Source organism: Streptomyces sp. NPDC038135, from assembly GCF_055601245.1.
In genome coordinates, this window is the sequence record NZ_JBVJXS010000002.1 from 559803 (window position 1) to 571678 (window position 11876).

10 protein-coding genes are annotated in these 11876 nt (G+C 73.9%); 4 read left to right on the top strand and 6 right to left on the bottom strand.

The window, feature by feature from the left end:
* Positions 1-21 precede the first annotated feature (21 nt).
* Positions 22-624 (top strand): TetR/AcrR family transcriptional regulator, encoded by a 603-nt coding sequence (locus ACZ7JA_RS06850; RefSeq protein ID WP_470807525.1) that lies wholly within the window; start codon positions 22-24, stop codon positions 622-624.
* A 19-nt stretch (positions 625-643) separates the two neighbouring features.
* Here the strand turns inward: ACZ7JA_RS06850 and ACZ7JA_RS06855 are convergent, their stop codons facing one another.
* The gene (locus tag ACZ7JA_RS06855) at positions 644-868 is read right to left on the bottom strand and encodes a hypothetical protein (protein ID WP_351659601.1); all 225 of its coding nucleotides are present in this window, start codon (positions 866-868) and stop codon (positions 644-646) included.
* Between the two features lie 102 nt (positions 869-970).
* On the bottom strand, positions 971-2401 hold the full coding sequence (locus ACZ7JA_RS06860; RefSeq protein WP_470807528.1) for an MFS transporter: 1431 nt from the start codon (positions 2399-2401) through the stop codon (positions 971-973).
* A gap of 101 nt (positions 2402-2502) precedes the next feature.
* On the opposite strand from ACZ7JA_RS06860, the gene ACZ7JA_RS06865 reads away from it, so the two are divergent.
* Positions 2503-3384 (top strand): helix-turn-helix transcriptional regulator, encoded by an 882-nt coding sequence (locus ACZ7JA_RS06865; protein ID WP_351659606.1) that lies wholly within the window; start codon positions 2503-2505, stop codon positions 3382-3384.
* A 30-nt stretch (positions 3385-3414) separates the two neighbouring features.
* On the opposite strand, the gene ACZ7JA_RS06870 is transcribed toward ACZ7JA_RS06865, so the two are convergent.
* Positions 3415-4866 (bottom strand): MFS transporter, encoded by a 1452-nt coding sequence (locus ACZ7JA_RS06870; RefSeq protein WP_389299646.1) that lies wholly within the window; start codon positions 4864-4866, stop codon positions 3415-3417.
* Positions 4867-4947: 81 nt separating this feature from the next.
* On the opposite strand from ACZ7JA_RS06870, the gene dusB reads away from it, so the two are divergent.
* Positions 4948-6090, top strand: coding sequence for a tRNA dihydrouridine synthase DusB (gene dusB, locus ACZ7JA_RS06875; protein ID WP_351659612.1), 1143 nt, complete (start codon positions 4948-4950; stop codon positions 6088-6090).
* Positions 6091-6097: 7 nt separating this feature from the next.
* On the opposite strand, the gene ACZ7JA_RS06880 is transcribed toward dusB, so the two are convergent.
* Positions 6098-7708, bottom strand: a complete 1611-nt coding sequence (locus ACZ7JA_RS06880) for an alkaline phosphatase family protein (protein ID WP_470807531.1) — start codon at positions 7706-7708, stop codon at positions 6098-6100.
* Between the two features lie 24 nt (positions 7709-7732).
* Between ACZ7JA_RS06880 and ACZ7JA_RS06885 the strand changes: the two genes are divergently transcribed.
* Positions 7733-8236 (top strand): hypothetical protein, encoded by a 504-nt coding sequence (locus tag ACZ7JA_RS06885; RefSeq protein ID WP_470807533.1) that lies wholly within the window; start codon positions 7733-7735, stop codon positions 8234-8236.
* A gap of 203 nt (positions 8237-8439) precedes the next feature.
* Here the strand turns inward: ACZ7JA_RS06885 and ACZ7JA_RS06890 are convergent, their stop codons facing one another.
* On the bottom strand, positions 8440-10377 hold the full coding sequence (locus ACZ7JA_RS06890; RefSeq protein WP_470807535.1) for an amylo-alpha-1,6-glucosidase: 1938 nt from the start codon (positions 10375-10377) through the stop codon (positions 8440-8442).
* Complete coding sequence (locus ACZ7JA_RS06895; RefSeq protein WP_470807536.1) at positions 10374-11876, bottom strand: MGH1-like glycoside hydrolase domain-containing protein; 1503 nt, start codon at positions 11874-11876, stop codon at positions 10374-10376. Before ACZ7JA_RS06895 ends, ACZ7JA_RS06890 begins: the two co-directional genes overlap by 4 nt.

The window sequence follows — 11876 nt, forward strand, 5'->3', positions numbered from 1 at the left end:
CTCCCCGGTACCGTCTGAGGCATGGCACCGACCAGCGAGACCCTGACCGCCGAGCGCATCCTCGAGGCGACCGAGGAGGTGCTGCGCCGCCACGGCCCGGCCAAGGCCACCGTGGTCGACGTGGCCCGCGCGCTCGGCGTCAGCCACGGCAGCGTGTACCGGCACTTCCGTACCAAGGCGGCGCTGCGCGAGGCGGTGACCAAGCGGTGGCTGGACCGCACCTCGGAGCGGCTGGCCGGCATCGCCGCCGGGACCGGCGCCCCCGAGGACCGGCTGCGGGAGTGGCTGGCGGCCCTGTTCGACGCCAAGCGGCACAAGGCCGGCGACGACCCGGAACTGTTCGCCACCTACACCGTGCTCACCGGCGAGAACGGCACGGTGGTCGGCGACCACCTCGCCGACCTGACCGGCCAGCTCACCCGCGTCGTCGAGGCGGGCATGGCCGCGGGCGCCTTCGGCCCCGCCGACCCCGCCACCACGGCCCGCGCCGTCTTCCAGGCCACCGGCCGCTTCCACGACCCGTGCTACGCCGCCGAGTGGCGGCAGCCCGGCATCGAGGAGGAGTTCACGGCCGTCGTGGACCTGCTGATACGAGGGCTGGGCGCGTCCGCGCCGAAGGGGTGAGGCGGGAACCCGCGGGCCGTCAGCGCGACGGCTGCCGGGTTCCCGCCGGGTCCACCGTGGCCTGGTGGGCCTCGGCCAGGTGCTCCTCGGCCTTCAGCCAGGGCAGGAACTGGGCGCTGCGGGACCAGCCGCAGGTGTCGCAGTTGATCGTGCGCTGCACGCCGGTGCGCCGCACCCGGACCACGTGCTCCCGGCCGTGCCGGTCCCACCGGCTCACCTTGCTCGTGCTGTTGTCCCGCGACATGACGCCTCCCCGCGTCCGGCCCGTCCGACCGCAAGGAGTCTGCAGCAAGTCCAACATCAACGGGGGATCCCCGGCGGCGAGTTGCCCCCGCCGGGCCCCGGCTCAGCCGACCCGGCGGGGCAGCCGCAGGCTCAGCAGGCCGGTCAGGACGATGCCCGCGAACTGCACCAGCAGCGTGACGACCAGCGCGTCCCGCATGCCCTGCTGCGGGACCAGGGTCAGGAACAGCGTGCCGAGGGTGGCGACGCCGAGCGCGAACGCCGACTGCTGGGTGGTGACCATCACACCGCTGCCCACCCCGGCCCGGATCGCCGGCACCTCGGACATCACGATCCGCAGCACGTTGGGCAGTTGCAGGGCCTGTCCGGCGCCGGCGACCGCCGCGCCCGGCAGCAGCGCGCCGAAGCCCAGGTGCGGCCAGTCCCGCCAGGCGGCGAGGGCGATCAGCAGCACGCCCACGCCCTGGAGGACGGAGCCGGCCGTGACCACCCGGGTGCCGTACCGGGCGATCAGGCGCGGCCCGGCCAGCGAGACGAACAGGAACGCCACGGCCATCGGCGCGAGCGCGATCCCCGCCGGCACCGGACCGAGGCCGGCGCCCCGCTGGAGCGCCAGCGCGATGACGAACATGAACCCGCTGAAGCCGATCGAGAACGGCACCATCAGCGCCAGCCCCCGCCGCAGTGACGCCAGCGCGAACAGGCTCGGCGGCACCAGCGGGGTCCGCCCCAGCCGGTCCGCCCGCCGCTCCACCGCGTAGAAGGCGGCCGCTGCGAACGGGAACGCGGCCAGCGACAGCCAGGTCCACAGCGGCCAGCCCGCCGCGCGGCCCTCGGTCAGCGGGGCGAGCAGGGTCAGCAGGGACACGGCGAGCAGGACGGTGCCGGGCACGTCGACCGGCTCCGGGCGCTGCGAGCGGGTCTCCGGCACGTGCCGCACGGCCAGCACCAGCCCCAGCACGACGACCGGGACGTTGACGAGGAAGATCGCCCGCCAGCCGGTCCCGGCGATGTCCGCCGCGACCAGCAGGCCGCCCAGGATCTGGCCCGCCACCATGGACAGCCCGGCCGTGGCGCCGTACAGGCTCATGGCCTTCGCCCGGCGGGTGCCGCTGGTCGCGGCCTGGATGGTGGCGAGCACCTGCGGAAGCATCGCGGCGGCCGAGGCGCCCTGCGCGACCCGCGCCGCCACGAGGCTCCAGGCGCCCGGGGCGAGCCCGCAGGCCAGCGAGGTCAGCCCGAAGGCGGCCATTCCGACGACGAACAGCCGGCGCCGCCCGAACAGGTCGCCGAGCCGCCCGCCGAGCACGAGCAGCACGGCGTAGGCGACGCCGTAGCCGGCCACGACCAGCTCCAGCACGGCCTCGCCCGCGCCGAGATCGGCGCCGATGGTCGGCAGCGCGACGTTGACGATGAAGAAGTCGACCAGCGGCAGCGCCGCGGCCAGCAGAACGGTGAACAGCCCCGGCCCGCTCAGCGCGGGCGGCGCCGACGCCCGGACGCGGACGGCGGGAGGGGTGACGGTCTCTGTCATGGCACCGAGCCTGCGTCCGCGCTCAGACTGGTACCAGAGTCTCCTCATCCTGGTAGAAGAAATACCTGGCAACAGGATCCGTCGGGCAGCATCCTTGAGGCATGACGACGACTGCACCGGTGTCCGCCCCCGCGCGGCCCCCGCACGGCGCCGAGATACGGCGGCACGAGCTGGCCGCCTTCCTCCGCAGCCGCCGCGAGCGGATCGCACCCGAGCAGGTGGGGCTGCCGCGCGGCACCCGGCGCCGCACCCCCGGTCTGCGCCGGGAGGAGGTCGCCCAGCTCTCCGCGGTCGGCGTCACCTGGTACACCTGGCTCGAACAGGCCCGGGACATCCAGGTCTCGGTGCAGGTCCTGGACGCCCTGGCCCGCACCCTGCTGCTGGACGCGAGCGAACGCGCCCACCTCTTCCAGCTCGCCGCGGCCGCCGATCCCACACCGGCCGCGAGCTGCCCCAGCGTCACCCCGGCCCTGCGCGAGACACTGCGCGCGCTGGAGCCGTTCCCGGCCTGCGTCCAGAACAGCCGGTACGACATCCTCGCCTACAACCGCACCTACGCCCGCCTCATGGGCGACCTGGACGCGGTCCCGCCGGAGGACCGCAACTGCATGCTCCTCGTGTACACCCACAGCGACTGGCGGGCGGCCGTCGTGCACCTGGAGCAGACCATGCGCCTGATGGCCGCCCGGCTGCGCGCCTCGATGGCCGGCCACCTCGGCGAGCCCGCCTGGAAGATGCTGCTCAGGCGCCTGGAATGCGAGTCCCCGGAGTTCCGCGAGATCTGGGAGCGCTACGAGGTCGTGGGCAACCGCTCGAAGACCAAGGAGTTCCTCAACCCGTACGTCGGCCATCTGACCCTGGAGCACACGGACCTGTGGCTGGGCCCGCAGGCGGGACCCCGGCTGGTCACCTACACGCCGAAGAACGAGGAGACCCGGGAGCGCCTGGAGAGGCTGTGCGAACTGGCGTCCGCGCCGCGGTGACCGGGGGAGCGCTCCTGGGCCCCGGAGCTCCTAGGAGCGGGCCGTGACCCCCACGGCGTCCTTCAGGTCCGCCGACTGAAGCTCCTCGGCGGTCCGCTCGGCGGTGCGCCGGGCCCAGCGGCCGCTGGTCATCCAGCCGAGGACCAGCACGGCCAGACCGCACCCGGCGAGGATCCACCAGCCGGGCCGGGCAGCCGCGACGAACGTGTCCCGGTACGGCGAGGAGCCCACGCCCGCGGCCAGCACCGCGCCGACCACGGCGACGCCCAGCGTCTGCCCGAGCTGCCTGCTGGTCGAGGCGACGGCGGCGGCGACACCGGCCTGGGCCCGGGGCATGCCCGAGACCGCCGTGTTGGTGATCGGCGCGTTCACGAAGCCGAAGCCGATGCCGAACAGCACGTACCCGGCGAACAGCGTGGTGTTCGAGGTCTCCGCCTCGAAGGCCGCGAACAGCACACCGCTCACGGTCATCGCGGCGCCCGCCACCAGCAGCGGCAGCCGCGGGCCCCGGCTGCCCACAAGGCGGCCGGACAGCGGTGCGCACAGGAACGTCGGCACGGCCATCGGCAGCATCCACAGGCCCGCGTGCAGGGCGTCGAGGCCGCGCACGTTCTGCAGGTAGAGCGTGGACAGGAACAGGAAGCCGCCGAGCGCGGCGAACGCGCTGATCGCGATCACCGTCGCCCCGCTGAACGGGGCCGAGCGGAAGAAGCGCAGGTCGATGAGGGGTTCCTCGCGCCGGGGCTCATAGGCCAGCAGGCCGAGCAGGGCCGCGAGGGCCACCGCGCCGAACGGGGCCACCGTGCCGGGGCCCGAGTCCGGCGCCTCGATGATCGCGTACGTCAGCGAGCCGAACAGCGCGATCACCAGGACCTGGCCGACCGGGTCGGGCCGGCGGGCGCGGGGCGCGCGGGACTCGGGGACGAACCGCAGGGTGAGCAGCAGGGCCGCGAGGCCGACCGGGAGGTTGACCCAGAAGATCGAGCGCCAGCCGACCGACTCCACCAGCAGGCCGCCGACCAGCGGGCCCGCCGCCATGGATATGCCGACCACCGCGCCCCACACGCCGATCGCGCGGGCCCGTTCGCGGGAGTCGGTGAAGGTGTTGGTGATGATCGACATGGCGACCGGGTTGAGCATGGAGCCGCCGACCGCCTGGACCATGCGGAAGACGACCAGCAGTTCCAGGTTCGGCGCGAGGGAGCAGAGCAGCGAGCCGACGGAGAAGAGGACCAGGCCCGTCATGAAGACCCGCTTGCGGCCGATCCGGTCCGCCGTGGAGCCCGCGAGCATCAGCAGCGAGGCGAGGACGAGCGTGTAGGCGTCGATCGACCACTGCAGGCCGGAGGTGGTGGCGTGCAGCTCGCGCTGCATCGAGGGCAGCGCGACGTTCAGGGCGGTGTTGTCGAGGCTCACGATCAGCAGACTCATGCAGCAGATCGCGAGCACCAGCAGACGTCGGCGGTGGCTGAGCTCGGGCATGTGGCTCATGGTACGGGATTTCGATAGTGCGGTTAACTAATGACCGCTACATGATCTCCGCGGATACGTGACAATGGGGGAATGCCCACGCCCGAGTCCCCCCTGCAGATCGGCCCGCACACCGTCCGGCCGCCGGTGGTCCTGGCCCCCATGGCCGGCATCACCAACGCTCCCTTCCGCACCCTGTGCCGAGAGTTCAGCGGCGGCAAGGGCCTGTTCGTGAGCGAGATGATCACGACCCGGGCGCTGGTCGAGCGCAACGAGAAGACGATGCAGCTCATCCACTTCGACGCGTCCGAGAAGCCGCGCTCGATCCAGCTCTACGGAGTGGACCCGGCGACCGTCGGCAAGGCCGTCCGCATGATCGCGGAGGAGGACCTGGCCGACCACATCGACCTGAACTTCGGCTGCCCGGTCCCGAAGGTGACCCGCAAGGGCGGCGGCTCCGCGCTGCCCTACAAGCGGAACCTGCTGCGGGCCATCGTGCGCGAGGCGGTCTCCGGCGCCGGGGACCTCCCCGTCACGATGAAGATGCGCAAGGGCATCGACGACGACCACATCACCTACCTCGACGCCGGCCGCATCGCCGTCGAGGAGGGCGTCGCGGCGATCGCGCTGCACGGCCGCACGACCGCCCAGCACTACGGCGGCACCGCCGACTGGGAGGCCATCGCCCGCCTGAAGGAGCACGTCCCGGAGATCCCGGTGCTCGGCAACGGAGACATCTGGTCGGCCGAGGACGCGCTGCGCATGGTGCGCGAGACCGGCTGCGACGGTGTGGTCGTGGGCCGGGGCTGCCTGGGCCGGCCGTGGCTGTTCGCCGACCTGGTGGCCGCCTTCGAGGGCCGGACGGACGACATCGCGCGGCCCTCCCTGCGCGAGGTCGCCGACGTCATGGTCCGGCACGCCACCCTGCTCGGCGAGTGGATCGGCGACGAGTCCAAGGGCGTCGTCGACTTCCGCAAGCACGTGGCGTGGTACCTGAAGGGCTTCGCGGTCGGCTCCGAGATGCGCAAGCGGCTCGCGATCACCTCCTCGCTCCAGGAGCTGCGGTCGGGCCTCGACGAGCTGGACCTCGACCAGCCCTGGCCCGCCGGCGCCGACGGGCCCCGCGGCCGTACGTCCGGCAACAACCGGGTGGTGCTGCCGGACGGCTGGCTGAAGGACCCGTACGACTGCGCGGGCGTCGGCGAGGACGCGGAGCTGGACACCTCCGGCGGCTGATCAGGCTCTACTTGGGGTGCGGGACCGAGCCGTACGCCGTCAGGAACCGGTCGCGGAAGGAGCTCATCCGCCACACCGGGGCGTCGTGGGCGGGGCGCAGGCCCTCCGTCCAGTGCCAGTCGGCGATCCGGTCCAGCACCTTCGGGTCCTTGGCCACGATCGAGACGGGCACGTCGCGGCTGGCGTGGTTGCCGCTGACCCGGGCGATCGGCTGGTGGTCGCCGAGGAAGACGAGCACGGTGTCCTTCGTGCCGTGGCGCTCCAGCCACTCGGTCAGCGCGGTGACCGAGTACTGGATCGACTTGCCGTACTGCTGACGTGACTTGGTGGTGTCGGCGATGACGTCGGCCGGCTTGGCGCCCGCCGCCTCCATGTCCTTGAACCCCGAGCCGTCGCCCAGCGCGTCCCAGTCGACCATCTTCGGCACCGGCGCCCAGGGCTGGTGGCTGGAGGTCAGGATGAGCAGCGACATCCGCGACTTCCCGGCGGCCGGGCGCTTGCTGTGCACGCGCTGCTCGTAACTCTGCAGCGCGTACTGGTCGGGCATGGTCGACCAGCTGAACTTCGGGCCCCGGTAGCCGAGCTGGAAGGCGTTGTAGACCTTGTCGAGGCCGTACCACTTCTGCTCGGGCCAGCCCTTCTGTACGCCCGGCATGACGCCGACGGTGTCGAAGGCGCCGGTCTTCTTGAAGGCCTCGGTCAGGCTGAGGTGGTCGCTCGCCATGACCGTGCGGTAGCGCTGCTGGTTGCTGACCCACAGGCCCGACATGGTGGTGGAGTGGCCGAGCCAGCTGCTGCCGCCGTAGGTCGCTGAGGTCAGCCAGCCGCTGCGGGCGTGGAACCCGGCCTTGGCGAGGGCCTCGGTCCGGGCGTTCAGGGTGGCGTCGACGCCGGGGGCGATGACCGGGTCCTCGATGGCGCTGCGGCCGTAGCTCTCGATGAACGTGAACACCATGTCCTTGCCGCGCAGGTCGGGGACGAGCTGGCTGCCCGGCGTGGCGCCGAACCGGTCCTCGCCGGCGACCTTCCGGAACTGCGCCTCGTCCTTGAGGGTGTCCGAGACCCGGCGGGACTCGATCCTCAGCGCGGTGGTGGTGCGGTCGGAGGCGACCGGCACCCCGGCGATCTGCAGGCCGAGGGCGGAGCAGGTGATCCAGACGACACCCGCGATCATCGTGCCGCGGGTCGCCGCCCCGCTGTGCCGGGCGAGCAGGTTGCCCAGCCGGACGGTGGCCAGGGCCAGCAGGACGGCCAGCAGCAGCACCAGCACGACCACGCCGGCGGTGGCGGCGAGGGTGGCCGTGCGGCCGAGCGAGTCCTCCAGGTACGACTGCGCGTCGCCGAGCAGGCTCCAGTCCAGGACGGGGTTGAACGGGCGGCCAAGGTACTGGTTGAACCCCATGTCGAGCAGGTTCAGCACGGTCATGGCGGCCAGCGCGACACCGGACACCGCGGCCAGCGCCACCCGTGGCCGGCGCGGCAGCGCGAGCAGCACGGCGGCCCCGATGACGGCCTCGCCCGGTATGCGCGCGAACTTGGCGGGCCCGAGCCCGACCACGGTGTTCGGCAGCACCAGCGCGGCCACGACCAGGACGGCGGCCAGCACGGTGACGGCCACCGACAGCACCCTGGCACCCCCCGGATGCGCCCGCCGCCAACGCCCGACCCGCCCGGACCAGGCATCCCGCACCCGCCGAACGGGGCTGCCCGCCCGGGATGCGGAGGGCTCACCGGCGGCGGAAGGCTGCTCGGCCTGCCCGGCCTGCTCGGTTGGCTTGACCGGGCCGGCCCGGCCGTCCGGCTCGGTCCGCTCGGCCGTCGCGGTCGGCTCGTCCCGCTGGGTTCGATCGGCCAGCCCGGCTTGTTCGGCTTGGCCGGCTTGGACGGTCCGCTCGGCCTGCCCCATCTCCTCGGCTCGACCGGCCTGTCGGGCCTGCCTGGTTCGGTCGCTCTGCTCGGACCGTTCAACCCGCTCGGCCTGCCCGGCTCGGTCGGCGCCTTCGGCCGGCTCGCCCTGCTCGGCCTCGCCCGCCCGCTCGACCCGCTCGCTCTGCTCGGCCTGACCGGCTCGGGCGGGTCGTTCCGTTTCCTCCCGTTTCCTCTGTTTGCCGAGGGCGGCCTCGTTTTCTCCGGTCGTGTCCGGTGACTGGCGCGTACTCGTGTGCTGAGGCAACCCGGAGGTCCTTCCGTGCGAGACCCGTGACGGAGGCGGCGGGCCACGCTGGGAGGATGGGCAGGGCCGAAGCAACCCCGGCCCGCCTGGCCCGCCGCCCATGTCGTACGGGCGCCCGTCCGCCCCTGTTCACGGCACCGGGCAAACACCCGGCAAACCCGTGGTCAAGGCGCCCCTCAGACCCCGCCGACCGCAGTGAGCAGGGCGAGCGGGGCCGCCGCCGAGCGGGATTCGCGGACGCACGCGTGCGGATAGGGGACCGGCTCCGGATGGGTGCCGCGGCCGTAGCCCGCCAGTACCTCCGGAAGCCGGTGCCCGCTGGCCGTCGCGGCGTCGACCAGCGCGTGCGCCACCGTACGGGCCTCGTCGTGCAGGCCGTAGCGGGCGAGGCCGAGGGCGATCAGCGCGTTGTCGTGCGGCCAGACCGAGCCCCGGTGGTACGAGAGCGGGTGGTACGCCGGCTGGCCCGAGGCGAGGGTGCGCACGCCCCAGCCGGAGAAGAAGTCCGGTTCCAGCAGCCGCCGTCCGACCGCCTCCCCGTACTCCTTGTCCAGCAGCCCCGACCACAGCAGATGCCCGGCGTCCGAGGCCAGCGCGTCGACCTGGCGGCCCGTGCCGTCCAGAGCCAGCGCCGGGAAGGAGTGCTCGCCCATCCAGAAGTCCCGCTGGAAGCGGTCCCGCAGATCGGCCGCCGCCTGCTCCAGCAGGGCGGCGTACGTCTCGTCGCCCCACACCCCGCGCGCCATGCACGCGGTGCGGCGCAGCGCGTCGTACGCGTAGCCCTGGGCGCCCGCCGCCATCACCGCCCCGGTGGGCCGGGTCCCGTCGGCCCAGCAGATCGCGCCGGGGGAGTCCTTCCAGTTCTGGTTGGCGAGGCCGCCCTCGTCGGCGCGGTAGACGAGATAGCCGCGCGAGGTCAGCCCGCCGTGGTCCAGCATCCAGCCGATCGCCGCGCGGGCGTGCGGCTCCAGACGCCGGGCCAGGGCGGTGTCGCCGGTCCCCTCGGTGTAGGCCCCGAGCAGGACGAGGAACAGCGGGGTGGCGTCGACCGAGCCGTAGTACCGGCCGAACGGCACCTGCCCGAAGTGCGCCAGCTCCCCGTGCCGCACCTCGTGCACGATCTTGCCGGGCTGGGCGAGCGGGGACGCGCCGGCGCCGGTCGCCTGGGCCGCGGCCAGGGCGAGCAGCGTGGCGGCGGCCGGCCGCGGGTGGTACGGCAGCGTGAACAGGGACGTGAGCAGGGCGTCCCGGCCGATCAGGGTGAGGAACCAGGGAGCGCCGGCCGCCGGCACGCGCAGTTCCTCGCCGTCCGGTCCGGTCGCCGGGACCTGCAGCGCGGCCAGGTCGGCGAGCCCCCGCGCACAGGCGGCCGCCAGCTCCGGCCGGCCGGTGGGGAAGGCCACGCCCTCCGCGAACCGGGCCTCCGCCGCGGCGAGTTGCTCGTTCACCGAGGCGGGGGAGCGGGGCACCCGCAGGGCGCGCCGGTCGCCGTGCGGGCGGGCCATCACGCGCAGCACCAGTTCGGCGGTGCCGTGGGGCTCCAGGCCGAGGGTCCACACGAGACGGCGGGCGCCGGTGCCGGTCTCCTCGACGGCGTCCGGGGCGGGGTCGGCGGTGATGGTCGTGACCGAGTGCCACTCGGCGCGCCGGTAGGAGAACTCGATCCCGTCGTCCAGCACCTCGCGGGAGCGCACGGCGCCGGACTTCGCGTAGGTGCGGTGGTCGGAACGGAGCTCGAACTGGTCGGTGAAGTCGGCGTCGACGGTGAGGGCGAGGCGGACCGTGGTGGGCACCGGGCGGTTGCCGGTCACCCGCAGCGACTCCACGAACGAGCTGTCGCCGACCGCCTGCTCCCGGAACAGGGTGCAGGCGGGCGGCTCCTGCCGGCCGCCGCGCGGCACCAGCACACAGCGGGCCGCGTCGCCGTCCGTGACCGGGGCGAGCGCCTCCGGCACCGCGCCGTCCACGGTGAGCTGCCACCGGCTGAGGTGCCGGGCGTCGCGCACGAACAGTCCGTCCGGGGAGCCGCCGCCCCGCACCCCGCTGATGTCACCCCGGTCGCCCACGGCGGCGAACGTCGCCCCGTGCACGAGCAGATGCTGCCGATCCGTCATCCCCGGTCCCCTCCCTGGTCCCTCGTTCCGGCCGTGCCCCTTGTTTCGGCCGTGTCCCTCGTCCCGGCCGTGTCCCTCGTCCTGGCCGTGCCCCCGGCGCTGGCCGTGTCCCCGGCGCCGGCCGTGTCCCCGTGCCCCGGGCCCCGGTGCAGCAGGTCCAGCGCGAGTGCCGCCGTCCAGGCGAAGCCGGTCGTGCCGCACGCCTCGCCGGTGTACGGGTCGACGTACTCGGCGAAGCCGCCGGCCGGTGCCAGCCGCAGTACCGCCGCGCGCAGCGCGTCCGCCCGTTCCGGGTGGCCGTGCGCGCGCAGGCCCCGCTCCAGCAGCCAGCTCGTGTTGAACCACGCCGGGCCGCGCCAGTACCGGTGCGGGTCGAAGGCCTCGCCGAGCAGGTCGTAGCTCGGCACCAGCTCGGTGCTCGTGCCCAGCCCGAAGTGCGGTCCGCACAGCGTGCGGGCGAGCGCGCCGGAGACCTCCCGGGGCAGCCCGGGCAGCAGCAGCGGGACGAGACCCGAGACACTCCGCTCGGGGACCTGGCCCCCGCCGCGCAGGTCCAGGCAGCGGAACAGGCCGCTCGCCGGATCCCACAGCCGCTCCACCAGAGCCGCCGTCAGCCGCTCGGCGCGCGCGTACCGGGCGGTGCCGGCCGCCCCCAGCTCCCCGGCGATCCGTGCCAGCGCCTGCTCGGAGGCGATCAGCAGCGCGTTGAACGCCGGGTCCTCCACCGCGAACTCCCCGCCGCCGTCGGCGTACCCGCCGTCGCGGTAGTCCGCCGCCAGCCGCACGTACCGCCCGTAGTCGAGGTCCGTCGGCCGGTCCTCCGGGGCGCCGTGGGCGAGGTCGGCGCGGCGGAAGGAGCGGGCCGGGGCCGGGGTGATCCGCGAGAGCGGGGCGTCCCAGCAGGGGCTGTTGTCCATACCCTGTTCCCAAGGGTGCACGACGCAGGCGAGACCGCCCCCGCCCAGGTCGCGCCGGTGCAGCAGATACCGGTGCCAGGCGGCCAGCCGGGGGTACACCCGGGCCAGGAAGCCGCGTGCGTGGGACAGGCCCGGATCGGCGCGGTGCACCAGCCAGGCCGCCAGCGCGTGCACCGGTGGCTGCACGATGCCGGACGTCTGTACGGTGCGCGGGGCGCCCGCGGCGCGCCCGGCGGCCGAGGAGCGCCAGAAGTCGGGGCTCGGGAAGTAGGCGTCGAGGGGTACGGAGGGGTTGAAGACGATGTGCGGGACGCGACCGTCGCCCCACTGGGCCGCCAGCAGCGTCTCCAGTTCCGTCTGCGCCCGTAACGGCGACAGGTGGCGCAGTCCGATCGCGACGAACGCGGAGTCCCACGACCACTGGTGCGGGTACAGGCTCCGGGAGGGGACCGTCGACGTGCCCGTCCAGTTCTCCGCCAGCACCCGCGCGGCTCCGGCGTGCAGGGACGACGCCGACGCCGGTAAATCGTATGCGGGCTCCCGCTCCGGGAGACGTGCGACGAGCTGGGCAGTGCGATCCAC

Bases quoted from the DNA above. Each gene is read 5' to 3' on its own strand.
- ACZ7JA_RS06850 (WP_470807525.1), top strand. From the start codon at position 22: ATGGCACCGACCAGCGAGACCCTGACCGCCGAGCGCATCCTCGAGGCG.
- ACZ7JA_RS06855 (WP_351659601.1), bottom strand. From the start codon at position 868: ATGTCGCGGGACAACAGCACGAGCAAGGTGAGCCGGTGGGACCGGCAC.
- ACZ7JA_RS06860 (WP_470807528.1), bottom strand. From the start codon at position 2,401: ATGACAGAGACCGTCACCCCTCCCGCCGTCCGCGTCCGGGCGTCGGCG.
- ACZ7JA_RS06865 (WP_351659606.1), top strand. From the start codon at position 2,503: ATGACGACGACTGCACCGGTGTCCGCCCCCGCGCGGCCCCCGCACGGC.
- ACZ7JA_RS06870 (WP_389299646.1), bottom strand. From the start codon at position 4,866: ATGCCCGAGCTCAGCCACCGCCGACGTCTGCTGGTGCTCGCGATCTGC.
- dusB (WP_351659612.1), top strand. From the start codon at position 4,948: ATGCCCACGCCCGAGTCCCCCCTGCAGATCGGCCCGCACACCGTCCGG.
- ACZ7JA_RS06885 (WP_470807533.1), top strand. From the start codon at position 7,733: ATGCGCCCGCCGCCAACGCCCGACCCGCCCGGACCAGGCATCCCGCAC.
- ACZ7JA_RS06890 (WP_470807535.1), bottom strand. From the start codon at position 10,377: ATGACGGATCGGCAGCATCTGCTCGTGCACGGGGCGACGTTCGCCGCC.